Origin of the sequence: Collinsella sp. CLA-ER-H2, from assembly GCF_040092405.1 — a bacterium.
In the GTDB taxonomy this organism is placed as follows: domain Bacteria; phylum Actinomycetota; class Coriobacteriia; order Coriobacteriales; family Coriobacteriaceae; genus Collinsella.
Genome location: NZ_JBBNLO010000004.1, coordinates 26807 through 52866 on the forward strand (window position 1 = coordinate 26807; position 26060 = coordinate 52866).

The following is a 26060-nucleotide window of genomic DNA, read 5'->3' on the forward strand; positions in this document are numbered from 1 at the left end:
CCCCCCCCTAAACATCAACTATGTACCGCTCGGCCCCTACGCGAGTTTGGCTCCGACGATCTTTGCCGCGGCCGGCTTATCGAAGTTGCCACCGGTGGCCTTGCCGAGTGCGCCCATAACCTGGCCCATCTGCTTCTTGGACGTGGCGCCCAGCTCGGCGATAACCTGCTCGATCAGGGCCTCGAGCTCCTCGCCCGAAACCTGCGCGGGCAGCAGGCTCTCCAGAATCTTGACCTGCTCGGTCAGGTTGTCGGTACGCTCCTGGTCGGTGCCGGCCTTGATGGACATCTCCAGCGTCTCGCTCGTCTGCTTGATCAGACGCTTGATCATGCTGTTGACGTCTTCCTCGGTCACATCGCGGCGCTCATTGACCTCGATATTCTTCACCTCGGCCTTAACCTGGCGAATGATGGACAGGCGAACCTTGTCCTTGGCCTTCATGGCCGCAATCATTTCCTTCTGCAGCTCTTCGTTGGTCATCTGCAAATCCTCCTCAATAGTGTGGGCGGCACTCGCGCGAGCACCGCCCCATGATTACTCAGTCGTCGACGAATCGTCGGTCGAACTCTTGGTGACACCCTTCAGACTCACGTTATAGGGTACGTCTTTGGGCATGGGGTTGACGGTGATGTCGGCATCCTTCTTGTACTGCTCCAGCCACTCGCTGTACGCGGTGCTGGCCGCTTGCGTCTTCACCACGTTGGAGACGTACTTTTTGATGTCCTTGGGCACCTGGTTGATGTCATCAACCTGATTATCGACATGGAAGTAGTCGGTGCACTTGATGATGTGGTAGCCATAGGTCGACTCGACGACTTCGCTCACGTCGCCCTTGTTGAGTCCCTCGAGCGCCGTCTGGTAGCTGTCGACAAAGGTGGTGAGCTTATCCCAGCCCACATCGCCCTTCTTCTCCTTGGAACCGGTGTCCTCGGAGTACTGCTCAACGGCGTCCTCAAAGCTCAGCTCACCGGAGTTGATCTTGTCCAGGCACTCCTGCGCCTTGGCCTTGGCGGCAGCCTTGTCCTCGTCGGAAGCGTCGGAATCAACCTTGATCAGGATGTTCGACGAGCGGCGGGCGTCGTTGTAGCTGGACAGATTTTCGTTGATGTAATCGACAATCTCGCTGTCCTTGGGCTTGCTCGTGGGCGCGACGGCATCCTTGAGTTTCTGTTGCGCCAGACTCTCCTTGAGCGAGTCCTTGTAGGTGTCCTCGGTATAGCCGTAGGTCTTGAGGGTCTTCTTAAAGGCCTTGGCTCCGCCCGCGCTCTTGCACGCGTCCTTCCAAGCCTTCTCGACCTCCTCGTCCGACACCGTCACGCCGTTCTCCTTCTGTGCCTGTTGAAGCAGAATCTGCTGCGTGTAGGAGTCGATGAGTTGCTTGCGGTACTTCTTGGGCGTGAGGTCGTTGTCAACCAGATACTGCGCCCAATCCTCATCCTTGGTGTAGCCGCAGGACGTGCGCATGCTCATGATCTGCTTGGTCACGGTGTCCTCGGTAAGGTTGGTGCCGTTGATAGTGGCAGCAACACCGCCGGTCAGCTTGTAGCCCGAGGTGTCCTCAGCCTGCGACATAAGGCCGGAGCACGCCATCGCCGAGACGGAAAGCAGCATCGCCAGCACGCCGATGACCACCAGAACGATCTTGACGGTCTTAGACACGTACGTCTTGCGCTGCTTCTTGCGAGAGCTGGAGGCAGCGCGGGCCTGCTGCTCGGGCGTCGGCGCGGCCTCGGAGTTCTTTTTCTTATTTGCCATAGTTGGCCTTTCGCATAACGAATCGAACAAACGCCATTGTGTCACAACGCAGCCCCCGCGGCACGCTTGGTGCATTGGGGACAGATTAATCTGCACCATTTTGGTGCAAAGGGGACAGCTCTGGCAGCCGGCAGTTAGGGACAGTCCCCAAGTGCCGACTCAGCCCCACCTTAGAAGTGGCGGCGGATGGCGTCGACCATGCCCTGGGGCGTGGTCTGGCCGAGCACGTCGGCTGCGGCATCGGCGCCCATAAAGATGTTCATGAGTGCCTGCAGGGCCTCGACCTGGCCGCCCGGCTCGGCGATGCCAAGATTGATGACGATCTGCGCCGGCACCGGAGCGCCCATGCCAGCCATAGCGTTAAATGTCACGGGCGCGGCGGGCTTCACCACCGCGATATAGGGCTTGGCCACAAACCCCGGATCGGTATGCGGAATGGCAATGTTTGCCGCCGGCATAGCGAGACCCGTGGGATAGGCATCCTCGCGCGTGCGGACGGCATCGAGCCAACCGGATGCAATGTAGCCATGTGGTGCAAGCTCGCCCTCAAGCCGCGCGAACACCTCATCCGGCGTCGCACACTCCCAATCAAAAAACACCAACTCAGGCGTAAACAGCGCTTCGTTATCCGCCATGCGCTCACCTCTCTCACCTAGTCATCGGAGGCGTTCTTGAATGACTAGTCGTTAAAGACCGTCCCCGATGACTACCCAAAACAAAAGGTGGCCACGCGCGCCTTGGCGCCAATGACCACCCTGACTACTCGGCTAAATTGTACTGTGCACCGCTAGCCGCGGGGCGCATCAATTGCGACCTTGCCGCTCTCCAGCACGTGGACACGGCCGTCGGCGAGCATCTGAACAACCTCGGGATACAGCACGTGCTCAATCGCATGGATGTGCTCCTCGAGCGTGTCGACATCCCAGCCCTCCTCAACAGCCAGCGCGCGCTGGGCGATGATGGGGCCGTTGTCGTAGATCTCGTTGGCAAAATGCACGGTCACGCCAGTCACCTTGACACCGCGCGCAAAGGCATCGTCGATCGCATGCGCACCGGTAAAGCTCGGCAGCAGCGCCGGATGCAAGTTGACCACGCGGTTGGGAAACGCCGCCAGCAGCGGCGTGTGCACCATGCGCATGTAGCCGGCCATGACCACATACTCGCAGCCGCGCTCGAGAAGCTCGTGCGCGATGATCTCGTCGGCGGCAATAGGGTCGGCATAGACATCCTTGGACAGCGTGAGCGTCTGGATGCCCGCGCGCTCAGCGCGCTGCAAACCCTTAGCCGAAGGACGGCTCGACACCACAAGCTCAATCGAAGCGTTGAGCTTGCCGGCGGCGATCAGATCGATCAACGCCTGCAGGTTGGTACCCGAACCGCTGATGAGCACACCGATCTTGAGCGGCTCGGCCGTATCGGTGCCGGTCGGACGGGTGTAGGGCACAAAGCCCAGGCCCTCGGCAGCAGCCATCTGCTCGTTAGCGCTCATCGGAGTACACGACCTTACCGGAACCCTCGACGCACTCGCCCACGCGGAACGGCTTCTCGCCCAGCGCGACCAGGGCCTCGGTAACCGCGGCCTCGTCCTCGGGGGCGACGATCAGGCACAGGCCAACGCCCATGTTGAAGGTCTTGCACGCCTCGTTGGGCGCAAGCTCGGCCTGGCACGACACATAGGTGATGACGGGCGGAACGTCCCAACCCATCTCGGCACCGTTGCGGGTGACCACGGCGTCGACGTCGTCGGCGAGCGCGCGGTTGAGGTTCTCGGTAATACCGCCGCCAGTGATGTGGGCGATAGCGTGCACGTTGGCGCCGCCGCGCAGCAACTCAAGAATCGGCTTGACATAGATGCGCGTGGGGGCCAACAGGGCGTCTGCCAGCGATGCGCCGCCGAGCTCCTCGAGCGGACGGCTCAGCTCCTCGGCCTTAGCGGCGGCCTCGGGCGTGCCCGGCTTAATACCGTCGACGCCGATGACCTTACGCACGAGCGAGTAGCCGTTGGAGTGCACGCCGGTGGAAGGCAGGCCCAGAATCACGTCGCCGGGGCGGACGTTCGCGGGGTCGAGCATCTTGGGACGGTCGACGACGCCCACGGTAAAGCCGGCAAGGTCGTAGTCGGCCGGAGCCATGACGCCGGGGTGCTCGGCCATCTCACCGCCCACGAGCGCGCAGCCCGCGAGCTTGCAGCCGTCGGCCACACCCTTGATGATCTTTGCCATGTGCTCGGCCTCAATGTGGCCGATGGCAACGTAGTCCAGGAAGAACAGCGGCTCGGCGCCCGAAGCCAAAATGTCGTTGACGCACATGGCGACCAGGTCCTGGCCCACCGTCTCGTGACGATCCATGATCTGGGCGAGCACAAGTTTGGTGCCCACGCCGTCGGTACCGCTGATCAGAATCGGGTCCTCCATATCCTTAAGCGCGGCGGCCGAGAATAAGCCACCAAAGCCACCGATACCGCCGATGACCTCGGGACGATTGGTGTCCTTAACCATTTGCTTAATAGCGTCGACGGCGCGGCCGCCCTCGGCGGTATCGACGCCGGCATCCTCATACGTCACATGCTTGCTGTCGCTCATCTGAGCCTTCCTCTCCCACTACCGTGGCGCCGCCCGGGCGCCAAACGGTGCTCATAGTTGCGTTCATTTCGGCGCGCGCCATAACAGCACGCGCCGTCATATCAACAAAACAGCAGGTAAAACCTACCAAAATGAACCTGTTCCTACATGGCAGGTTTTAGGCCTCGCCGTGCTTCTCTTCCCAGCTGCGGTCGTCGTATTTCTCGACCACGGCGTCGTCGTCAAAATGCAGCGGCTTATCCAGGTTTCGGGGCTTAAAGCCCTCCATAAACTTGTCGCGGCCAAAGCTCTCGGGAATCGCCACGGGGTAGCGGCCGGTAAAGCACGCATCGCAGTAGCCGCCCTTGGGCATGACCTTCAGCAGGCCCTCGACCGAAAGGAAGACCAGCGAATCGGCGCCGATATACTCGCAAATCTCGTCGACCGTCTTGTTGGCGCTGATAAGCTGCGACTGCACGTCGGTATCGATACCGTAGAAACACGGCCAGATGACCTCGGGCGAGTTGATGCGGATATGAATCTCCTTGGCGCCAGCGTTGCGCAGCATCTTGACGAGCTGCACCATGGTGGTGCCGCGCACGATGGAGTCGTCGATGACGACCAGGCGCTTGCCCTCGATGTTGTCGCGCAGCGGGTTGAGTTTCATGCGCACGCCCATGGCGCGCAGCTCCTGCGTAGGCTCGATAAACGTACGGCCCACATAGCGGTTCTTGATGAGGCCCTCGCCAAAGGGAATGCCACTCTCGTGCGAATAGCCCTCCGCGGGCGGCAGGCCGGAGTCGGGCACGCCGATGACCAGGTCGGCCTCGACGGGCTCCTCATGTGCCAGCTGACGACCCATGTCATAACGGCAGGCGTAGACGCTCGTGCCGTTCATGATGGAATCGGGGCGAGCAAAGTAGACCTGCTCAAAAATGCAGTTAGCAGGCTCTTCGGCGGCAGGCACGCCCTGCTCGGACACAAGGCCCTCGGCGCTGATGCGCAAAATCTCACCGGGACGGACGTCGCGGACGTACTCGGCGCCCACGATATCGAGCGCGCAGGTCTCGGAGGCAACGACCCAGCCGCCGGCGCGCGTGACATGGGTGGTGGCGTCGACCGTCGCGGCGCCGTCCTGCGACGGCAGCTGCGAAACGGATGCAGCATCGGCCTGGTCCAGGCCCTCATCCACCAGCTTGCCCAGCACGAGCGGGCGAATGCCGTGCGGATCGCGGAATGCGTAGAGCGCCTGCTCGTTGATGAGCGTCATGGCGTAGCCGCCGCGCACGAGCTCCATGGTCTTGCGAATGCCCTCGCGCAGATGGCCAGTACGCTGAGTAAAGTAGCCGATGAGTTTGGTCGCGACCTCGGAATCCGAGTTGGAGAGGAACGGTACGCCCAGCTCGATCAGCTGGCGACGCAGCTCGTCGGTGTTGACGAGGGTGCCGTTGTGCGCGAGCGCGATAATGACGCTATTGATGGTAGAGAGGTGCGGCTGAGAGGCTTCCCAGCTCTTGGCGCCGGCGGTGCCGTAGCGCACATGACCCACGGCCAGCTGACCGGAGAGCGTCGACAAGTCGGCATTGGAGAACACGCGGTCGAGCAGGCCCAGATCCTTGCGGACCATAACCGTACCGCCGTCACCAACGGCGATTCCCGCCGATTCTTGGCCGCGATGCTGCAGTGCACGCAGGCCAAAGTACGTCAGTCGAGCCACGTCGCGATCGGGCGCCCAGACACCAAAAACGCCGCATTCCTCATGCAGCTGGTCAGAGTCCGGATCATACGTCGACATGGCGTTCACCTGTCCCGCGGCACGCTCGGCCGCGCGGATGGTTTCTTGAGACATGGCATCCCCTCAGAGCCTCGTATTTTGGCGTTACCCGCCTTATTATACGCACGGCGCGACGCGCTCCCCCGCGCATGAGCAGCGCTTTTTAAAAGCCCACCGAGCTTATTATCCGTTTTGCGACCAAACATTTTATTGGGTAGTCCACTCTCAGGGGCAACGGCCTCGAAGACTTCCCGTGCGCCGTGTCTCGCCCGCGCTAGGGGCTACATTGTTGCAATTGGGACGTTCGTCCTGTCTTTTAGCTGGTCGTCGGCGTATCCTTGTAGGCTACTACAAGACGAGAAAGGTAGCGTATGGATCGAAATCAACTCGACCCCAGTGTCCCCAGCACCACGGAGGCCAAGAAGATCCCCCTTATCATCAAGGTCTACGCAGTCCTGTGCACCCTATCTGGCGTGGGCACGCTCCCGTCAGTCGCCGTCTTTATGTGGCAGGTCATCACCGCACTCATTAACGGCAACGTCGCCGCTAAGCTCGGTGATAACACCCTGGTCGCGGTTGGCCTTATCGTCGCCGGCGTTATGCTCTCGGCGGCAAGCGCGATCATCTTGATCGTCTTTGGCCTGGACCTCATCAAGGACCAGCGGCGCAATGCCGCCCGCCTGTCTTACGTCCTCATCGCATTTACCGTCGTGGAGCTTTTAGTTGACGTGATGCTCCAGGGCATCGGACCCTTCCTGCTGCGCCCCGCCGTCCAGCTTGTCATCCTCATTGCGCTGTCGGCCACCGTCGACCCCACGCTACGCCAGGAGCGCGAACTGCAGCGCCGTCTGCAAGAGATGCTCGACCGCGATGCCGCCGCCGAGGGGATGCTCGGCCGCGACGAAACCGGCGAGGGCTACATCAAGCTCAACTACTTCAACCTGTTCTGGGTATTCTTCGTCTGCAGCGTGTTAGGTCTCATTCTCGAGGAAGTCTGGCATATGGTCGTCGTCGATCCCGGCGTCTATCAGGACCGTGCCGGTATGCTATTTGGCCCCTTTAGCCCCATCTACGGATTTGGCGCGGTGCTCATGACCATGGCGCTCAACCGCTTCTATAAAAAGAATCCTCTGATCATTTTCCTGGTAAGTGCCCTGATCGGCGGCGCTTTCGAGGTGTTTGTAGGCTGGTTTATGCAGACCTCATTTGGCGTGGTGTCGTGGAGCTATTCACACATTAGGCTATTCGGCATGCCCGATCCCATCGCGGTATTAACCGGGGGACGCACATGCACGCCGTTTGCCTGCATGTGGGGCCTGGGTGGCCTCATCTGGATCAAGGTCTTGCTGCCGCGCCTGCTTAAGCTCATCAATATGATTCCATGGAAACGCCGCTACTCTGCTACCGTCATCCTGACCGCCGTCATGTTGATCGACGGCGTCATGACGTTGCAATCGCTCGACTATTGGTATCAGCGCGTCAACGGAACCGTTCGAAATATTCCCGTCGCACAGTTCTATGACAAGCATTTCGATAACGAATATATGGAGAACCGTTTTCAGAGTATGACCATGAGCCCCAAGGACGCCACACGCGTGTAGCAAACGCCAGAGCAAAATAGCTCCAACACATCAAAGCCCGCTGGCAGATCTACATGAACTGCCGGCGGGCTTTCGCTATAGACAGACTCGGATTGCCGACGAGGCCTTACGCCTCGCGCTCGACCTCGCTCACGCACTCGTTCTTGATGGTGCCGACGAGCGACTGCAGCGCATCGACCACATGCGGGCGAATGTCTCCGCCAATGAGCACGAGCATGATGTCGTCGCCCACGGTAAGCTCGCCGCTCGCCAGCCACATGCGCACATAGCCGATACCCGGCATCGTGCGCGTCGCCTCGATAGCGGCCTGCACCTTTTCGGCATCGAAGCCAAACACCATGCCGCCCACCTTGTGGCCTGGCGCCACGCCATCGGTCTCGACTCCGCGCACTTCGGCCTTGGGCGTCGCGCGCACCACGCCGTTGTGTGTCAGGTACATCCCACAATCAGCCGCCGAAACATCGGCCTTGGCTTCGCGCAGCCAAGCATCAACCGAAGGCATCGATTTGCCGTTCTCAAGCATCATTTCTCCTTTTGATTTCCAGGGTAGTCTTTTTGGGACGGGGCCCGGACACTTTATTCCTCGACCGGCGTGAGCACCATGACGGCGCGCGTATTGCTAAATGACAGCGAACGGCAGGTCACAAGCGTTACGACCTTGGTTGCCGAAGCGGCACGATCGGTGGCATCGCTCGCCACGGCAGAGGCACCGTCGAGCATCTCGGACAGATAATTCTTCAGTCCGTCATCGCCCTCAAAGTTGGGCGTGCGCGCCTTGGCATACGTGTCCTCGACCACCTTGGTCGCCAGCGGGCGCAGCTTATACGTCGCGTCACGTGTGATGTAGTACACGTAGTCCATGCTGTCGAACGTCGCTTGATCGGTCGTATCCGAAATCACGTTGAACATCGAACCGTCGTTCATGTGATGACCGTAAATCGTGGTCTGCTGATCCACCATGCCCGGCGCGGTGTCGTCGCTATCCAGGAAGATGGCACCCGACGCATTGGCGGTGCCGTCGAACAGCGTGTTGAGGTACTTGGAGTTGTTGTTGGTCTGCACCACGGGGTAGTTGATGTTGGTGCCGGGCGCGTAAATCCAACCCACAACCTCGGGATTTGTCTGGGCAAGCGCATTGAAGTCGATAATTGGCACGCCACTGGCGTCCTTGTCGCTCACATATTGCTTTTCGATTTTTTGATACGACTCGCTCGCCTGCTTGTAGCCAATCTGCGCGTTGATAAAGATAGCGGCCGCAGCAACGATCAGGCCAATACCGATGATGATGAGCAGAATGGGAATAATGGAGCGGCGCTTCTTACGCGGCGGCTCGGTGTAGCTGGACGGCGCGCCGCTCGGTTGCCTCGTCGTCCGGGCCTGCTTCTTTGCCGCGCCATATGACGAGGGGCGATACGCCGCCGGCGCGTCCTGGCGTCGGTGCGTCGCCGGCGTCACAGGACGCGCCGCTCGCGGCTGCTGAGGAGAGGATGTCCGACCCTGCTGTGCCGCATGGGCAGCACCCGGCTTCGACGGATCGGGAATCTGAGAAGCCTTGAATCGTTTTCCCTGATAGTCGGACATGGCTCTCCTTATACTGCGGTGAAACGGCGGAACGCCTAGGCGTCGGCCATCTCCTGCTTCATCTTCTCGATAACCTTGCGGTACTCGGGGTCGCAAGCGCCCAGAATCTGCGTGGCGTAGATGGCGGCGTTCTTGGCGCCGTTGATGGCAACGCAGGCCACGGGCACGCCCGAAGGCATCTGCACCATCGACAGCAGCGAATCCATGCCGCCCAGGTCACTCGTCTTCATAGGCACGCCGATGACCGGCAGCGGCGTAAAGGCAGCCACGACACCACCCAGGTGAGCGGCCTTGCCGGCGGCGGCGATAATCACTTTGATACCGCGATCGGCGGCAGTCGAGGCCCACTCGTGGACCTTCGCCGGCGTGCGGTGTGCGCTCGCAATGACGAGCTCATAGGGCACACCAAGCGCCTCGAGCTCGGCGGTGCAGCCTTCCATAACGCCCAGATCGGACTTGGAACCCATGATGATCCCGACGACCGGCTTTTGATCTGCCATAAACAAAGACCTCCTGTTGAGAGCGGCGACGCGGCGGATCCGCGACCCTTAACTACTGAGAGTAGTATAGCTGCTCCCGTCCCTGCGGTCTTTGTGGCGGCGGCTGAGCCTTTCCCTCGGGAACTGGGCTTCGCGAAGTTTCCCGAGGGAAAGGCTCAGCCGCCGCCCTGCGACCTACCGGGGATTGCCATGACGTACGTTGGCTGAAATATTAACGTGGGCTCTGTCGTTCATTCGAACGACAGAGCCCACGTTCATTTTCTATTCAGCCCTAGTCATCGCGCAAAGCCCCTTCGGCAGCACACGGTGCAACCAAGTCACCGCAGGCCGGGGCGGGAGGCGGTCCTTTCTCTCGGAAAACTTCGCGAAGCCCAGTTTCCGAGAGAAAGTGTCCGCCTCCCGCCCCGGCCGGACAGGTCACACTACACCGTGTGCAGCGGCAGGTCCTGCAGGGCGATGACGTCCATGCCCATGTCGTTGGCGCTGCCGTGACCCTGCTGGTCCTCGCGCACGGCCTCGATGGCACTCACGTACGTGTTGGCCGCAGACATCGCCGTCACGCAGGTCACGCCACGACGGACGGCCTCGGTGCGTAGCAGGTAGCCATCGCCACGCGAGCCCGGGCCGTACGGCGTATTGATGATTACCGCAATCTTGCCATCGGCGATGAGGTCACCAATGTTGGGACGCTCGCCGTCGTGCGGGCCGCTAATCTTTTCCACGACCTCGCACGTCACGTTGCCTCCACGCAGCACGCGCGCCGTGCCCTCGGTGGAGCAGATATCAAAGCCCAGGTAGCGCAGGATACGGGCGACCGAAAGGATATGACGCTTGTCGCGGTCGCACACGCTAATGAACACCTTACCGGCGCTCGGGTCGGGCAGCTTGTAGTCAATCGCCAGCTGCGTCTTGGCGTATGCCTCGGGATAGCTCTTAGCGATACCCATGACCTCGCCCGTCGACTTCATCTCGGGCCCCAGGATAACGTCAGCGCCCGGGAAACGACCCCAGGGCATAACGGCTTCCTTCATGCAGAACCAGTCCAGCTGGCGCTCGTCGCTCGGCAGGCCCAGGCTCGCGATGGAATCGCCCGCCATGATACGCGCCGCGCACTTGGCCAGCGGCACGCCGGTGGCCTTGGAGATGAACGGCACGGTACGGCTAGCACGCGGGTTGGCCTCGATCACGTAAACGGTCTCGCCCTTGATGGCATACTGCACGTTGACCAGACCGCGGACTCCCAGCGCCATCGCGATGCGACGGGTGGTCTCGCGAAGCTTCGCCTGCAGGCTCTCGCTAAAGCTGAACGGCGGGATGCAGGTCGCAGAGTCGCCGGAGTGAATACCGGCTTCCTCGATATGCTCCAGGATGCCGCCGATGTATACCTCTTCGCCATCGCACAGAGCGTCGACATCGGACTCGATTGCGCCCTCCAGGAAGCGGTCCAGGTACACCGGGTAGTCGGGGCTAATGCGCGCAGCCTCGGCCATGTAATCGCGCAGATGCTCGGCATCGTAGGCGATCATCATGCCGCGGCCGCCCAGCACGTAGCTCGGACGCACCAGCAGCGGGTAGCCGATGTGCGCGGCCACGGCCTCGGCCTCCTCAAACGAGGTGGCCTGACCCGCCGGCGGGTACATAATGCCCAGCTTGTCGAGCAGGGCGGCAAAGCGCTCGCGGTCCTCGGCAAAATCGATGGCGTCGGGCTTGGTACCCATGATGTTCACGCCGCTCTCCTCGAGCATGCGCGCCAGCTTAAGCGGGGTCTGGCCGCCGAGCGTCACCACGACGCCGTCGGGACGCTCAACGTCAATGACGTCCATGACGTCCTCGTAGGTGAGCGGCTCAAAGTACAGGCGGTCGGACGTGTCGTAGTCGGTCGAGACGGTCTCGGGATTGCAGTTGACCATGATGGTCTCAAAGCCACGAGCCGCCAGCGCGTAGCTCGCGTGCACGCAGCAGTAATCGAACTCGATACCCTGGCCAATGCGGTTGGGTCCGGCGCCCAGGATCATCGCCTTGGGCTTGTCCGCCGGCGTGGTCTCGTCGGGAGCCACGCACTTCTTGGCATCCGGGCTCGTGCGGTAGATGTTCTCGTACGTCTTGTAGTGGTACTCCGTGGCGCTCGAGAACTCGGCCGCGCAGGTATCGACCGTCTTCATGCTGGGAACCACGCCCAGACCCTTGCGATAGGCGCGCACAAAGCGCTCGTCCGAGCCGGTCAGCGCGGCAATCTCGGCGTCGCTCGTGCCGTACTGCTTGAGCAGGCGCATCGCGTCGGCGTCGATATCCTCCACGCGCAGGCCGCGGATGCTCTCCTGGACCTGCACCATGTCGTTGATACGGTTGAGGTACCACGGATCGATACCGCAGATGGCATGGATGTGGGCGATGTCCCAGCCACGGCGCAGGGCCTCGACCACAAAGAAGATGCGGTGCTCGGTCGGGGTTGCCACGGCCTGAGCGAGCTCATCGTCGCTCAGCTTGTCGGCACCCTCCTTGCCACCGGCGCAGATGCCCTGGTGACCGTCCTCCAGTGAGCGCATGGCCTTGCCGAAGGCCTCCTCAAAGGTGCGGCCGATCGCCATAATCTCGCCCACGGCCTTCATACGCGTGGTGAGCGTGGGGTCGGTACCCTTAAACTTCTCGAAGGCAAAGCGCGGCACCTTGACCACGCAGTAGTCGATCGTGGGCTCAAAGCAGGCGGGCGTTGCCTTGGTGATGTCGTTGACGATCTCGTCGAGCGTGTAGCCCACGGCCAGGCGAGCGGCGGCCTTGGCGATGGGGAAGCCCGTGGCCTTGGAGGCCAGTGCGGACGAACGGCTCACGCGCGGGTTCATCTCGATGACGATCAGGCGGCCGGTCTGGGGGTTCACGGCAAACTGCACGTTGGAGCCGCCGGTCTCGACGCCGATCTTCTCCAAGATGGCGAGCGAGGCGACACGCATGCGCTGGTACTCAAGGTCGGAGAGGGTCTGCGCTGGCGCCACGGTGATGGAGTCGCCGGTGTGCACGCCCATGGGGTCGAGGTTCTCGATGGAGCACACGATGATGCCGTTGCCGGCGTGGTCGCGCATGACCTCCATCTCATACTCTTTCCAACCCTCGATGGACTCCTCGACCAGCACCTCATGGGCAGGCGAGAGCTCAAGGCCCTGGCTCACGATGGAGACGAGCTCCTCGTGGGTATGCGCGATGCCGCCGCCGGCGCCACCGAGGGTAAAGCTCGGGCGCAGTACGCAGGGATATCCCACGCGCTCGGCGATAGCCTCGGCGTCGGCCACGCTGTAGGCATAGCCCGAGCGCGCGACCTCCAGGCCGATCTCGGCCATGGCCTCGTTAAAGAGTTTGCGGTCCTCGCCGCGCTCGATAGCGGCCAGGTCGCAGCCGATCATCTCGACGCCGTACTTGTCGAGCGTGCCGTCCTTTGCCAGCTCGACGGCGGCGTTCAGACCGGTCTGGCCGCCCAGCGTGGGCAGCAGCGCGTCCGGACGCTCCTTTTTGATCACACGCTCGATAAACTCGGCGGTGATAGGCTCAACATAGGTGCGGTCGGCCAAGCCCGGGTCGGTCATGATGGTCGCCGGATTGGAGTTGACCAAGATGACCTCAAAGCCATCCTCCTTGAGCACCTTGCAGGCCTGGGCGCCGGAGTAGTCGAACTCGCAGGCCTGACCGATAACGATGGGGCCCGAACCAATAACGAGGATGCGCTTGATGTCAGTACGTTTAGGCATGTTAGTTCTCCTCGGTCGCAGCGTTCTCGGACTCGGCGAAATTCCAGCCGGCGAGGCGGTCCTTCGCGGTGTCGATGTCCAGGTAGTTCTCCTCGCCGTCCATGAGTCGCGTAAAGGCGGTAAAGAGATAGTGGGCATCGGTGGGGCCGGGCGAAGCCTCGGGGTGGTACTGGACCGAGAAACACGGGGCGTCGAGCAGCTGGATGCCCTCGGCGGTGCCGTCGTTGAGGTTCACATGTGTCAGGCGAATGCGACCAAAGCGCTCGTTCATCACGACCGGCGCGACGCCGCGACGCACCCAGGCGCGCAGGTCGCCATCGGCCGCATGCTCGGTTTCGCCGCCGGAAAGCTCCGGAATCAGTTTGCCCAGACTGGGGAACAGCAGGCCAAAGCCGTGGTTTTGCGCGGTGATCTCCACGCGACGGCTCACCAGATTCATAACCGGCTGGTTACCGCCACGGTGACCGAATTTAAGCTTTTCCATTTGGGCGCCGCAGGCCAAGCTGATCATCTGGTGACCCAGGCAAATACCAAAGACCGGCACCTTGCCGATCAGCTGCTGCACCTGCTCGTAGGTCTCCACCACGGCATCGGGGTCGCCGGGGCCGTTGGACAAAAAGACGCCATCAGGATTCATGTCGAGCACCTGCTGGGCGGGCGTATCCCACGGCACGACGGTGAGGTCGCAGCCGGCACGGACCAGGCCCTCCAGAATACCGCGCTTCACACCGCAGTCGTAGGCGACCACTTTGTGACGGGCAGGAGCGGCAGCCGCAAGCGCAAAGCCATGCGTGGCAGGCAGGTCGGCGGCCACAAACTCGTGAGGCGCGGGACAGCTCACGGTCTTGACCAGGTTCTCGCCCACCAGCGTGGGCGCTGCGTCCAGACGCTCGGCGAGCTCGTCGACGTCGAAGATCTCTGTCGAGATAATGCCCATCTTGGAACCATTGTCGCGCAGATGGCGCACCAGAGCGCGGGTGTCGACACCCTCGATAGCGACGATGCCGTGAGCGCGCAGGTACTCCGGCACGCTGACGGCCGAGCGCCAGTTAGAAGGCGTGGCGCACATGTCGCGAACGATCATGCCGCGCATAGCCGGAGCGCTCGCAGGGCGCACGGCGTCGCCGGGGAAGGCCGACTGGACATCGGTCTCGTCGATACCGTAGTTGCCGATCTGCGGATAGGTCATGGTTACAATTTGGCCGGCATAACTCGGGTCGGTCATGACCTCAAAGTAGCCCTCGAGCGAGGTGTTGAAGCAGACTTCGCCGGTCGCGGTGCCCTCGGCGCCGCATGCACGTCCATAAAAAATGGTCCCATCCTCAAGATACAGGATACAGGGACCGCAGGTGCCCTTGCTGGTTTTGGCCAGCATACGCTGGCAAAGCTCGCTGGGCGCGAAGGTGCGGGCGGCAGCGCCCGCGGTATGGTTGTTCGCCATAATTCTCCTTCCCGGTCTCACAGGACCGGCTTAAAGGTGTGTAGTTAGGCCTCGCGGTATTGTAACCGCAAGCATGCCTCATGGCGTTAATTTCATCGAAATGTTTACGAAATGATAATTATGACTTTCTATGCATAATGATTTTTCTGGGACGGGGATTAAAAATCATCCCGCGGGGCTTGTGGCTCACACGGGATGATGGCGTCTTATTTTTTCTTGTCCTGTTCCAGCAGATCGGACGGTGAACGATCGGGCTTGCCGCCGCGGAAAATCTCGCGGCCATGCAGACGATGCTCCAGGTCACGTTCGGCCTTTTCCTCGTCAATCTTGGTCTGGCTCACCACCGGGTCCTCGATCAGCGACGAAACCGAGTTCACCTGTTTTTGAATGCGCTCGGCAATGGTGTCGTCCATGCTTACGATGCGCATCTTCCAGTCGATACTCGTGGCGTTGGATGAGCTCTTGGTCCACACAAACGTCAAAATGGCGCTCTGATGACCCCGCGCGGGGAACATGCCAAAAAAGGAATCGTGCTGAATGTTGCTATCCTCGTCGATATAGGCGTGAACGTTATACACCACGCGGTCAATCTTGTCGTTGAGCAGGGCGTTGGTCGCAAGCGCCGCGGCCTGGATCTGCCCGTTGGACAGCAGCTCGAGCTCATTGGCAGACGACGTGTCCAACACCGTCACCTCAACCGTGCCCGTGCGCTCATCGGCCTCGTCGACAGAAAAATCAAGCGGGAACTGCGTAAAGCCGTTGCCCCATTCGAGTCCACCCTTGAGCGCGGTCGAGACGGTATCCACCGAAACGCTCTCGGACAGGTTGGCGGTATTCAGACGGCGCATCACGCCGTAGCCGATCTGCATGCCCACGATCAGCACCAGAATACCGATGACCACGGCCATCGCGGTCTTCGTAATGGTATGGCTCACCTGCGAGCCCGAAGGATCGTCCTCGGACAGCGGGTCGATATGTTTTGCCTGGCTCGCGCGGTCCTCGCTGCGCAGCTGCGCTAGCGCCGCTTTGTCACCGCGCTTGGCCGCAGCCTCCTTCTCACGCATGCGCTCGGTTCGCTTTTTGGCAAGCGTGGGATCCAAGACACCGGATGCATCGATTTCGGAGAATAACTCCGTCACTTCTTCCGGAGTCAAAGGGTTCTTGTCAGCCATAAACTTCCTGTCATATCAATCAGTCGAGCTCGTGCGCACGCGCACCTTCGAACTGCATTCGATAGTAACGGGCATAGGTGCCGCCACGGGCGAGAAGCTCCTCGTGCGTGCCACGCTCCACAACGCGACCATGCTCAACGGTCGCAATCTCATCGGCATGCTTAATGGTCGAAAGACGATGGGCGATGATAATCGTGGTGCGGCCGCGTGCCAGCTCTTCGAGTGACTCCTGCACCGCCTCCTCGCTCTCGTTATCCAAAGCACTCGTCGCCTCGTCCAAAATCAGGATCTTGGGGTTCTTGAGAAACACACGCGCAATGGCAACGCGCTGCTTTTGGCCGCCCGAAAGACGGCTGCCGCGCTCGCCCACGACCGTGTCATAGCCCTGTGGAAGCGATTCGATAAAGGTATCGATATTGGCGCGGCGGGCAGCCTCGGCAATTTCTTCCGCCGTAGCGCCCGGCTTGCCGTAGGCGATGTTCTCGCCGATTGTTCCGTCAAACAGGTAGACATCCTGCTGCACCAGGCCGATGGCGCGGCGCAGGCTCTGCTGCGTCACATCGCGCACGTCCTGACCGTCGATGCTAATGGATCCGGCAGCCACGTCATAAAAGCGCGGCAGCAGCGAACAGGTCGTGGACTTGCCACCGCCCGAAGGGCCAACCAAAGCGATGGTCTGCCCGGGCTTGATGGACAGGTTCATATGGTCGATAACGGGACGCTCTTCGGCATCACCCTCGCCCAGCTCAACATCCTCGTAGTTAAAGCACACGTCGTGATAATCCACGGCGCCGGCAGTCACCTGCAGATCCGTGGCGCCCGGCTTGTCCTGGATATCCGGCGCGGTCGAGAGCACCTCGTCCATACGCTTAAAGCCAGCGATGGCCTTCTGATACATTTCGGCCGAATTGACGAGTGTCTCGAGCGGCGTGCAGAACAGCGAAATGTAGAGCGCGAAGGTTGCCATATCGACCGCCTGCAGCTGACCCTGGGCAACGAGCCAACCACCCAGCAGCACCACGATCACGTACAGCACGCCCGAGAGCAGGCCATACGTCGCAGTATAGACGCCCATGGCGTGATACATGTTTTCCTTGGACGAAAGGTAGCGATTGTTGGAGGCGCGGAACTTAGAGCGCTCGGTCTCCTCATTGGCAAAGCTCTTGACCACGCGCATGCCCGCCAGCGAATCCTGCAGCTGCGCATTGATGCCGCTGATTTTTTTGCGATTGTCGCTAAAGACCTCGCGCATGCGCATGTTCTGCCAAAACATGATGACCGCAAACGCTGCTGTCACCACAGCCATGGCAAGCGCCAGCACCGGGGCGATGGTAAAGAGGATCACAAACGAGCCGATAATCTCGATGCCGCAGATGATGATCCACTCGGGCACGTGGTGCGCCGCCTCGCAGATATCGAACAGGTCGTTGACCACGCGGCTCATCATGTCGCCCGAGCTGTTACGGTCGAAGTACGCAAAGCTAAAGCGCTCATACTGGTCGAACAGGTCCTCGCGCATCTTGGACTCCATGCGCGCACCCATCACGTGACCCCAATAGCTCACAAAATAGCGGCAGGCGCAGCGGACGGCATACATCAGCACCAAGCCCACCGCAATCATGCCGAGCGCCTGCATAATGACAGCCTGACCCTGAGTAAAGAGCCCACCGGTCAAATTGCGCAGAATAATAGGAAACGCAAGGTCAATGGCAGCAAGCACCAGAGCGCAAACAGTATCGGCAACAAAAAGCCCCATCTGGGGCTCGTAATACGAGAGAAACCTTTTAAACATGCAATCCTCGAAGAGAAATAAATAGCGTGAGAAATCCGGTTGAACCGGTCAGGCTGAAAACAAAGCGTCCCAACAAGCATAACGCCGATGTTCTGGCAGCGTCAGCGAAAACGTCCCTAAGCGAGCAAGGTGCCTTGAAAGAGGAGCGACGCGTACTTCGGTACGCGAGCGACGATTGAAAGGCAGATTGCCGCTTAGGGGCGTTTGCAGCGTCGACTCGTTACGCGGTTTGGTAAAACCGCGTAACCTAGAGCTCGGCCCCGCCCAAGCGGTGCGCGATGCTATCGCAGGCCAAGGCGCCCACGACGGTCTTGGCGTCTTCGATCTTGCCGTCGAGCACGGCGTCGATCAGCTCGTGCAGCGGCACCAGGTCCACGTTGACAAACTCGTCATCATCGGGGTTGGGCGCGTCGAACTCGAGCTTGGTGGCCAGGTAGATATGAATGATCTCGTCGCAGAAGCCGCAGGTCGTGACAATCGACGTCAAAAAGCGAATGCGACCGGCCCTAAAGCCCGTCTCCTCGTGCAGCTCACGCTTGGCGCAATCAAGCGGATCCTCGCCCGGGTCGAGCTTGCCGGCGGGAATCTCGACTGTTACGCGGTCGATGGCGGTGCGGTACTGACGCACCAGCACAATCTTGCCGCTCTCGGTCAGCGCCACAACGGCCGCCGCACCCGGATGGCGAATGATGTCGCGGGCGCTGCGGTGGCCGTTGGGCAGCTCCACCTCAAGACGGTGGACGTCGAGGATCTTGCCCTTCCAGGCGCACTCCTCCGAAAGAATCTTCTCGTGCAGCTCGGCATCGTGCGGGTCGTCGTCGCCCAGCACCAGCGCCGGCTCGTCAGCGACCTCGCCACCAGGTTCGCCCTCGGCGTGCCCATACATGCGGCTGTCCTCCTCGACAATCTGCGCGTCCACGAGCTCTTCGTTCTTCTCGTCCATCCGTCTCATTCCTCTCGGACTTTAGGCATCCCAGGCGTCGCGGCCGCGCAGCGCGCGCAGGCCGATGTCGTGACGCAGAATCTTACCCTCAAAATCAATCTTCTCGCAGGCCTCGTAGGCAAGGTTGCGAGCGTTCTCGAACGTGTCGCCCAGAGCGGTCACGGCAAGCACGCGGCCACCATTGGTCACGAGCTGGCCGTCCACCACGGCAGTGCCCGCGTGGTACACGGTCACGTTCTCCATGGCCTCGGCATCGGCGATACCGGTGATGACCTTGCCCTTCTCGTAGCTGCCGGGATAGCCCGCGCTCGTCAGGACAACGGCCACGGCCCACTCGTCACGCCAGCCGAGCTCAATCTGATCGAGCTCGCAGTTGGCGCAGGCGAGCATGACCTCAACCAGGTCGTTCTTAAGGCGCGGCAGCACGACCTGCGTCTCGGGATCGCCAAAGCGGGCATTGAACTCCAGCACCTTGGGGCCGGCGGGCGTAAGCATAAAGCCGCCGTACAGGCAGCCGCGGTAGTCGATACCCTCGGCAGCGAGCTCGGCCACGGTCTGCTCCATGACCGCCACCATGGTGGCGTGCTCCTCGTCGGTCACGATGGGCACCGGGCTATAGACGCCCATGCCACCGGTGTTGGGGCCCTTGTCGCCCTCGAGCGCGCGCTTGTGGTCCTGCGAGGTGGCCATGGGACGCACGGTCTTGCCGTCGGTAAAGGCCAGCAGCGAGCACTCGGGGCCAGTCAGCATCTCCTCGATAACCACGGTGTTGCCGGCATCGCCAAAGGTGCCGCCAAAGCACTCGCGCACGGCCTCCTCGGCCTGCTCAAGTTCGGTCGCCACGATAACGCCCTTGCCCGCGGCAAGGCCGTCGGCCTTCACGACCAGCGGGGCGCCCTGCTCGCGCACGTAGGCGAGAGCCGAAGCCTCGTCGGTAAACGAGCCGTAGGCTGCCGTCGGGATACCGGCGCGCTCCATGAGCTGCTTGGAGAACAGCTTGGAACCCTCCATCTGGGCGCCCTCGGCACCCGGGCCAAAGCAGGGAATACCCGCCGCGCGCACGGCGTCGGCCACGCCCGCCACGAGCGGAGCCTCGGGGCCAATTACCACGAGTCCGCATCCGTGACTCTGCGCAAACGCCGCCACGGCCGCAGGATCACAGTCGTCAAGAACAACGTTCTCGCCGCAGCTCGCGGTGCCGCCGTTGCCCGGCGCGATGTAGAGCTTGCCGGCGCGCGGTGATGCTGCGAGCTTAGCTGCCAAAGCATGCTCACGGCCGCCGCTGCCCAACAACAGGATGTCGATGGTTTGAGTGTCCGCCTTCAAGGGTGCCTCCTCTATGGATGAATGGCCCGCTCCGCGCGGGCCCTTTGCAAGCAAATATACCCCTCGGCCGCCCGTCCGGGCTGCAAAGGGGTATATCGCAATAACCAAATAGTCCCGATTACTTCCAGAATCGGTTGATGATCTGCTCGCGACCGGCGCCAACGCCAATGAACGTCACGCGGGTGTGTGCCAGATCCTCGATAAACGCCACGTAGTCCTGAGCCTCCTGCGGCAACTCGTCAAAGCTGCGGCAACCGGTAATGTCGCACTTCCAGCCGGGAAGCTCCTCGTAGATGGGCTTGGCATGCTCAAAGCGCACCTGATGCTCGGGCACGCTGGTGTAGCGCTCGCCATCGACGTCGTAGGCCACGCACACCTTGATGGTGTCGAAAGCCGAAAGCACGTCGAGCTTGGTCAGGGCGATATCGGTGAGGCCGTTGACGCGCGAGGCGTAGTTGGCGATGGGGCCGTCGAACCAGCCGCAGCGACGACGGCGGCCGGTGGTCACGCCGTACTCATAGCCCTCCTCGGTCAGCGTGTGACCGGCCTCGGACTCATAGGAAAGCTCGGTGGGCATGGGGCCCGAACCGACGCGGGTGATATAGGCCTTCATGACGCCCAGCACGCGGTCGACGTTCTTCATGCCCACGCCGGAGCCGGTAATGGCGCCGCCGGCGGTGCAGTTGGAAGACGTCACGTACGGATAGGTGCCGTGGTCGATGTCGAGCAGCGTCGCCTGGGCACCCTCAAACAGCAGGTCCTTGCCCTCATCGATCATGTTGTTGAGCAGCAGGCTCGTCTCGGTGATGTAGGAACGCAGGCGCTCGGCCATGGGCAGGTACTCGTCGCAAATCTGGTCCACGGTGTAGGTGGGCAGGTTGTAGATGAGCTCGAGCTCGGGGTTCACGCGGGCGAGAGCGGTCTCCAGCTTGTCGCGGAACAGCGCCTCGTCCAGCATGTCCTGCATGCGCAGGCCAATGCGGGCCATCTTGTCCTGATAGCACGGACCGATGCCGCGCTTGGTGGTACCGATGTTCTTCTTGCCGAGCTTCTGCTCAAAGGCGCCATCCAGATCGATGTGGTACGGCATGATGACATGCGCATTGCCGCTAATCTTGAGGTTCTTGGTAGTGATGCCGTCGGCCTCGAACATGTCGATCTCCTCAAGGACAACCTTGGGGTTGACGACGCAGCCGTTACCGATCACCGACACGTGGTCGGAATACATGATGCCGGAGGGCACCTGGTGCAGGCCGTACTTCTTGCCGTTGACGACGATGGTGTGGCCGGCGTTGTTGCCGCCCGAGTAGCGCACGACGGCGTCGAAGTCGCCGGCGACCAGGTCGCAAATCTTACCCTTGCCCTCATCGCCCCACTGGGCACCGACCAAAACGGTTGACGGCATGTTTACTCCTTACATTCATGGACTGTCTACGCGCCACGCCGGCACGCAGAAGCACAAAACATTCCCAGTATACCCGTGCAACGGGCGTCTGTCCTACTCCTCGGCATGTGCCCCATCAAGCTCATAGAACTTGGTGGATGCCGGCAGGAACATCAGGTCGACGTCGCCGATCGGGCCCGAACGGTTCTTGGCCACGACGATACGCGTAACGCCCTCGTCGGGTCGATCGTCGCGCGAGGCTTCGGCCTCGTCGGCGGAGCGGTCCAAGAACATAACGATATCGGCGTCCTGCTCGATGGAGCCCGATTCACGAAGGTCGGAAAGCTGCGGGCGCTTGCCGGTACGGGATTCGACCTGACGCGAGAGCTGCGACAGCGCGATGAGCGGGATCTTGAGCTCCTTGGCCATGATCTTCAGACCACGCGACATCTCGGAGACCTCGACGGTACGGCTCTCGGAGCGGCGTCCCGGCGGAGGACTCACCAGCTGCAGGTAGTCCAGGATGATGATAGCTTTCTCCTTGTTGTGGAGCATACGGCGGCTCTTGGCGCGAATCTCGGTCACCGTGGTGCCGGGCGTATCGTCAATCAGAATATCGAGCTTGGACAAGGTCTGCGTGGCCTCGTTGATATTGGCCCATTGCTCGGGGCTAATGCGGCCCATGCGGAAGTCACTGATCGAGATCATGGCGTAGGCGCAAATCAGACGCTGGGCAATTTCCTTGCCCGACATCTCCAGTGAGAAGAAGCCGACGGTATAACCAGCGGCGGCAGCGTTAAGTGCCAGGTTCAAAGCGAACGACGTCTTACCCACAGCAGGGCGGGCGCCGATGATGATGAGCTGACCCTCGCGAAAACCCATGAGCATGCGGTCGAGCGACGGGAAGCCCGTGGGCACACCTGCGGCCTGCCCGCCAGCCTGACACACTTCCTCGGCCTCGTTATAGGCCTCGACCATAAACTCGGTCAGCGTCTTGTAGCTCGACTTGACCTCGCGCGCCGTGACCTTGAGCAGTTTGCTCTCGGCTAGCTCCACGACCTCTTTGGTGTCGGTGGGGGCGTTATATGCCAGCGCGTTGATCTCGTTGGTGGCGCCGATCAGCTCACGCAGCATCGAATCGCGACGAACGATGGCGGCATGGTGCTGCCAGTTGACGAGCGACAGGGTCTGACCCATCAACTCCAAAATGTAGGCCTCGCCGCCCACGGCATCAAGCTTGTTGATGCTTCGCAGGTAATCGATCAGCGAGATGGAGTCGATGGGAATGCGGCTGTTGTACATATCGACCATCGCGGTATAGATGGTCTTATGAATGGGCCGGTAGAAGTCATCGGGCTGCAGCTCGACCTGCGCCTCTTCGACCACCTCGGGCGATAGCAGCATAGCGGCCAGTACATTGGCCTCTGCATCTTGGTTTTGGGGAAGACCCAACTTTGAGCCGCGGTCCTCAACCGTCAGCCCGGCCTCCCTATCGTCATATGCCATGAGCATCCTCATTCATATCGCTTGCGAGCATCCATAGTATCAGCCACGGTCCCAAAACGCGCCGCGCGCCGCCAATCATCACCGAACCAAACGGATGAACGGTCCTGTATATAGGACTTCGACGCAACGTTCACCATGACACTCACTCAGCGCAAAAAACAAAAGGGCGCCCTGGTTTCCCAGAGCGCCCTTCTTAGAACAAGATTGTTGCGTTGCAGCAAATGCTACTCGGCAGCAGCCTCAGTCTCGACCTCGGCGGTCTCGGCCTCGGCGACCTCAGCGGCCTCCTCGACCTCAGCCTCGGCAGCGAGCTCCTCGGCGGTAACGCCGACGAGAACGACAACCTCGGCCTTGATCTCGCGGTACAGCGAGATGGCAACGGTGTGGGCACCGGCAACCTTGATGGGCTTACCGAGTTCGACGCGCTTGCGGTCGATGTCCATACCGAGCTGAGCCTTGATGGCGTCAGCGATCATAGCGGCGGTAACGGAGCCAAAGAGGATGCCCTCGTCGCCGACCTTGACGTCAACGGTGACCGTCTTGCCCTCGAAGGCAGCCTTGGTCTCGTTGGCGGTAGCCAGACGGACGGCCTCGCGCTTGGCGATGTTGTTGCGACGCTCGTCAAGCTGCTTGAGGTTGCCCTTGGTGGCGGCAACAGCGAGCTTCTTGGGGAACAGGAAGTTCTCAGCGTAACCCTGAGCGACCTCTACGACGTCACCCTCGCCGCCCTTGCCCTTGATCTCATCGAGAAGAATAACCTTCATGATGCGTCTCCCTTCTTAGCCGCGGTCGCGGTTGCCACGAGAGGAAACCACGGGGACGGTGTACGGCAGGAGAGCCATCTCGCGGGCGCGCTTGATGGCGTTGGCGATGTCATGCTGATGCTGCGTGCAAGCGCCAGTGACGCGACGGGGCTTGATCTTGCCACGGTCGGTCATGTACTTACGGAGAAGCTGAGTGTCCTTATAGTCGATGAACTCAGTGTTCTCCTTGCAGAACTGGCAGTACTTACGACGCGGCTGACGTGCAGAAAAATCATTAGCCATGTCAAAATACCTTTCATTTGGCAACTTCGGCGAACCGAAGCCGCCTCTCACTCAAAAATAGGTGAACAACCCTTAGAACGGGATGTCCTCATCGTAGACGTCGACCGCGGGCGGCGTAGCCACCGGTGCGGCAGGACGTGCTGCGGGCGCGGGAGCTGCGGGGGCGTAACCGCCCTGATCGTAGCCACCCTGGCCACCACGGGAGCTCATAAACTCGATCTCATCGACGATGACCTCAAGCTTGCTCCGGCGCTGGCCGTCGCGCTCCCAAGAGCTGTAGCGCAGCTTGCCCTCGATCGCGACCTTGTTTCCCTTTGCCAGGAAACGGCTCACGGCCTCGGCGCGGGTGCCGAACATGGTGCAGTCGACAAAGTTGGGATAGTCCTCCCACTCGCCAGTCTGCGCGTTGCGGCGACGATCGTTCACAGCGACGCCAAAGGACAGAACCTGGGTTCCGCCGGCGGTGGCGCGCAGCTCGGGATCGCGGGTGAGGTTACCGGTGATGTTCACTCGATTGATGCTCATAACTCACTACTTCCTCTTGGGGCACAAGCCCAGTCCAAAACGACAGTCTTACTCCTGGTCGTCGCGACGGACGATCATGTGGCGGACCACAGCGTCGGTGATGCGCAGGACGCGATCAAGCTCGGCGATCTGGGTAGGATCTGCGTGGAAGTTGATGAGGGTGTAGTCACCATCGGTGAGGTCGTTGATCTCGTAGGCGAGCTTGCGCTTGCCCCACTCGTCAACGGAGTCGACCTTGCCAGCGCCCTCAGCGATCGTGGTATCGATACGCTTCATAACAGCGAGACGAGTCTCGGGGTCGAGCGACGGGTCAACAAAGAACAGCAGTTCATAAGCCTTCATATTGTCACCTCCTCTGGGCAAATGTGGCTTCAGGTCGTGAAGGTGCGCCTGAAGCAGGAAAAGACTTGGTAATAATATCTTTCAACCTCCTAGGCTGCAAGAATTTGCAGCTACAACCTCATGACCTCCACATATGCCCATGCTCGCACCACGTTTCATGCGCATTCCAACCAAATGCCGACCAAGAGCTTGACGGATTTGTGGACAAGATACGATGCCGCGGGGACAAGCTGAGGCAAGCCGCAGGTCAACGGACACAAAGCTGTGGTCGCAAAATGCATACCAGTGGTCCACAGCACCACCCAAAGATTTTTAAATTCATTGCCAAGTCGCTTATGAATACCCCTTTTGAACAATTGAGTTGATCAACCACGCTGGTCGGAAGCCGTTTTTTGGCATCTCAAACCCCACTGCAACGCCAAGCGCGGCCGAGCGTTTTAAAAAATGCCAACTTTTCTGTTTGCACTTTGCGATTCCTCGTGTATACTGACTTTCGCATTTAACGGAGAGTTGTCCGAGTGGCCGAAGGAGCACGATTGGAAATCGTGTAGGCGTCAAAAGCGTCTCCAGGGTTCAAATCCCTGACTCTCCGCCAGTTAATTCCAAAGCAGGCCTTCGAGCCTGCTTTGTTTTTACCCCACGCGGAGGGGTGGCAGAGTGGTTGAATGCGGCGGTCTCGAAAACCGTTTGGCCTGTATAAGGTCACGAGGGTTCGAATCCCTCCTCCTCCGCCATTTTGGTTGAGAAAGCTCCCAACAACGGGAGCTTTTTTGTTTTGAGTCCCTTACAAACAAATACGGCGAAGGAGGAGGGATTCGAACCCGCCAGGGCGCGGAGCGTAAAGAAAACGCGCCCGTGGCGCGTTTTTAGCGCAGCGCGGTCGGCGCAAGCCGACCGGATAAATTTTGAGCGGAGCTCAAAATTTGGACATCCCTCCTATTCGACCACGCCCCCATCGCGTTCAGCATCAACCCGGATCCCCAAACATGGAACCTATGACCGTACCCAGTCCCGACCGTTTACCGAGCAATAGGGTCGCCACGCCCGCCAACCATGTACTATGTACGGGCATTG

At 60.8% G+C, this 26060-nt stretch carries 22 protein-coding genes and 2 tRNA genes; 3 read left to right on the top strand and 21 right to left on the bottom strand.

The window, feature by feature from the left end; all coding sequences use genetic code 11:
• Positions 1-36 precede the first annotated feature (36 nt).
• The 6 genes from AAAX59_RS01860 to AAAX59_RS01885 form a co-directional block, all read right to left on the bottom strand.
• Positions 37-480, bottom strand: a complete 444-nt coding sequence (locus AAAX59_RS01860) for a GatB/YqeY domain-containing protein (RefSeq protein WP_006235801.1) — start codon at positions 478-480, stop codon at positions 37-39.
• A 54-nt stretch (positions 481-534) separates the two neighbouring features.
• Complete coding sequence (locus AAAX59_RS01865; protein ID WP_349070265.1) at positions 535-1755, bottom strand: peptidylprolyl isomerase; 1221 nt, start codon at positions 1753-1755, stop codon at positions 535-537.
• Between the two features lie 170 nt (positions 1756-1925).
• Positions 1926-2390, bottom strand: a complete 465-nt coding sequence (locus tag AAAX59_RS01870) for a PTS sugar transporter subunit IIA (protein WP_195444024.1) — start codon at positions 2388-2390, stop codon at positions 1926-1928.
• Positions 2391-2542: 152 nt separating this feature from the next.
• Positions 2543-3244 (bottom strand): phosphoribosylglycinamide formyltransferase, encoded by a 702-nt coding sequence (purN, locus tag AAAX59_RS01875; RefSeq protein WP_055285383.1) that lies wholly within the window; start codon positions 3242-3244, stop codon positions 2543-2545.
• Complete coding sequence (gene purM, locus AAAX59_RS01880) at positions 3234-4337, bottom strand: phosphoribosylformylglycinamidine cyclo-ligase (protein ID WP_227790612.1); 1104 nt, start codon at positions 4335-4337, stop codon at positions 3234-3236. The genes purN and purM overlap by 11 nt, the downstream gene beginning before the upstream one ends.
• Positions 4338-4494: 157 nt before the next feature.
• The gene (locus tag AAAX59_RS01885) at positions 4495-6165 is read right to left on the bottom strand and encodes an amidophosphoribosyltransferase (RefSeq protein WP_349070266.1); all 1671 of its coding nucleotides are present in this window, start codon (positions 6163-6165) and stop codon (positions 4495-4497) included.
• A gap of 296 nt (positions 6166-6461) precedes the next feature.
• On the opposite strand from AAAX59_RS01885, the gene AAAX59_RS01890 reads away from it, so the two are divergent.
• Positions 6462-7691, top strand: a complete 1230-nt coding sequence (locus AAAX59_RS01890) for a putative ABC transporter permease (protein ID WP_349070268.1) — start codon at positions 6462-6464, stop codon at positions 7689-7691.
• A gap of 106 nt (positions 7692-7797) precedes the next feature.
• Here AAAX59_RS01890 and AAAX59_RS01895 read toward each other — a convergent pair whose 3' ends face one another.
• The 15 genes from AAAX59_RS01895 to rpsF form a co-directional block, all read right to left on the bottom strand.
• Positions 7798-8217: a molybdenum cofactor biosynthesis protein MoaE gene (locus AAAX59_RS01895; RefSeq protein ID WP_349070270.1), complete on the bottom strand. Its 420-nt coding sequence runs from the start codon at positions 8215-8217 to the stop codon at positions 7798-7800.
• Positions 8218-8267: 50 nt separating this feature from the next.
• Positions 8268-9272: a class B sortase gene (locus tag AAAX59_RS01900; protein ID WP_349070271.1), complete on the bottom strand. Its 1005-nt coding sequence runs from the start codon at positions 9270-9272 to the stop codon at positions 8268-8270.
• Positions 9273-9307: 35 nt separating this feature from the next.
• The gene (gene purE, locus AAAX59_RS01905) at positions 9308-9772 is read right to left on the bottom strand and encodes a 5-(carboxyamino)imidazole ribonucleotide mutase (RefSeq protein ID WP_006235810.1); all 465 of its coding nucleotides are present in this window, start codon (positions 9770-9772) and stop codon (positions 9308-9310) included.
• Between the two features lie 422 nt (positions 9773-10194).
• Positions 10195-13509: a carbamoyl-phosphate synthase large subunit gene (carB, locus tag AAAX59_RS01910; protein ID WP_349070273.1), complete on the bottom strand. Its 3315-nt coding sequence runs from the start codon at positions 13507-13509 to the stop codon at positions 10195-10197.
• Position 13510: 1 nt separating this feature from the next.
• Positions 13511-14950: a glutamine-hydrolyzing carbamoyl-phosphate synthase small subunit gene (gene carA / locus AAAX59_RS01915; protein WP_089572589.1), complete on the bottom strand. Its 1440-nt coding sequence runs from the start codon at positions 14948-14950 to the stop codon at positions 13511-13513.
• A gap of 206 nt (positions 14951-15156) precedes the next feature.
• On the bottom strand, positions 15157-16122 hold the full coding sequence (locus tag AAAX59_RS01920; RefSeq protein ID WP_055251358.1) for a hypothetical protein: 966 nt from the start codon (positions 16120-16122) through the stop codon (positions 15157-15159).
• 19 nt (positions 16123-16141) lie between these two features.
• Positions 16142-17914, bottom strand: coding sequence for an ABC transporter ATP-binding protein (locus AAAX59_RS01925; RefSeq protein ID WP_349070275.1), 1773 nt, complete (start codon positions 17912-17914; stop codon positions 16142-16144).
• Positions 17915-18161: 247 nt separating this feature from the next.
• A complete protein-coding gene (locus AAAX59_RS01930) occupies positions 18162-18857 on the bottom strand; it encodes an NUDIX hydrolase (protein ID WP_349070277.1) in 696 nt (231 codons plus the stop codon).
• A 21-nt stretch (positions 18858-18878) separates the two neighbouring features.
• A complete protein-coding gene (gene purD / locus AAAX59_RS01935) occupies positions 18879-20183 on the bottom strand; it encodes a phosphoribosylamine--glycine ligase (RefSeq protein ID WP_349070278.1) in 1305 nt (434 codons plus the stop codon).
• A 118-nt stretch (positions 20184-20301) separates the two neighbouring features.
• Entirely contained in the window at positions 20302-21588 is a 1287-nt protein-coding gene (locus AAAX59_RS01940; protein ID WP_349070280.1) for an adenylosuccinate synthase, read from the bottom strand.
• A 93-nt stretch (positions 21589-21681) separates the two neighbouring features.
• Positions 21682-23079 carry a replicative DNA helicase gene (dnaB, locus tag AAAX59_RS01945; protein ID WP_271744362.1) on the bottom strand — a complete coding sequence of 466 codons (1398 nt, stop codon included), beginning with the start codon at positions 23077-23079 and terminating at the stop codon, positions 21682-21684.
• 218 nt (positions 23080-23297) lie between these two features.
• The gene (gene rplI, locus AAAX59_RS01950) at positions 23298-23837 is read right to left on the bottom strand and encodes a 50S ribosomal protein L9 (RefSeq protein WP_022094073.1); all 540 of its coding nucleotides are present in this window, start codon (positions 23835-23837) and stop codon (positions 23298-23300) included.
• Between the two features lie 15 nt (positions 23838-23852).
• Positions 23853-24119, bottom strand: coding sequence for a 30S ribosomal protein S18 (gene rpsR / locus AAAX59_RS01955; RefSeq protein ID WP_006235829.1), 267 nt, complete (start codon positions 24117-24119; stop codon positions 23853-23855).
• A gap of 72 nt (positions 24120-24191) precedes the next feature.
• The gene (ssb, locus tag AAAX59_RS01960) at positions 24192-24644 is read right to left on the bottom strand and encodes a single-stranded DNA-binding protein (protein ID WP_006235830.1); all 453 of its coding nucleotides are present in this window, start codon (positions 24642-24644) and stop codon (positions 24192-24194) included.
• Positions 24645-24692: 48 nt separating this feature from the next.
• Positions 24693-24986, bottom strand: coding sequence for a 30S ribosomal protein S6 (gene rpsF, locus AAAX59_RS01965; RefSeq protein WP_006235831.1), 294 nt, complete (start codon positions 24984-24986; stop codon positions 24693-24695).
• Between the two features lie 504 nt (positions 24987-25490).
• Here rpsF and AAAX59_RS01970 point away from each other — a divergent pair.
• A tRNA-Ser gene (locus AAAX59_RS01970) sits at positions 25491-25581 on the top strand.
• Positions 25582-25629: 48 nt separating this feature from the next.
• A tRNA-Ser gene (locus AAAX59_RS01975) sits at positions 25630-25720 on the top strand.
• The last annotated feature ends 340 nt before the right edge of the window (positions 25721-26060 follow it).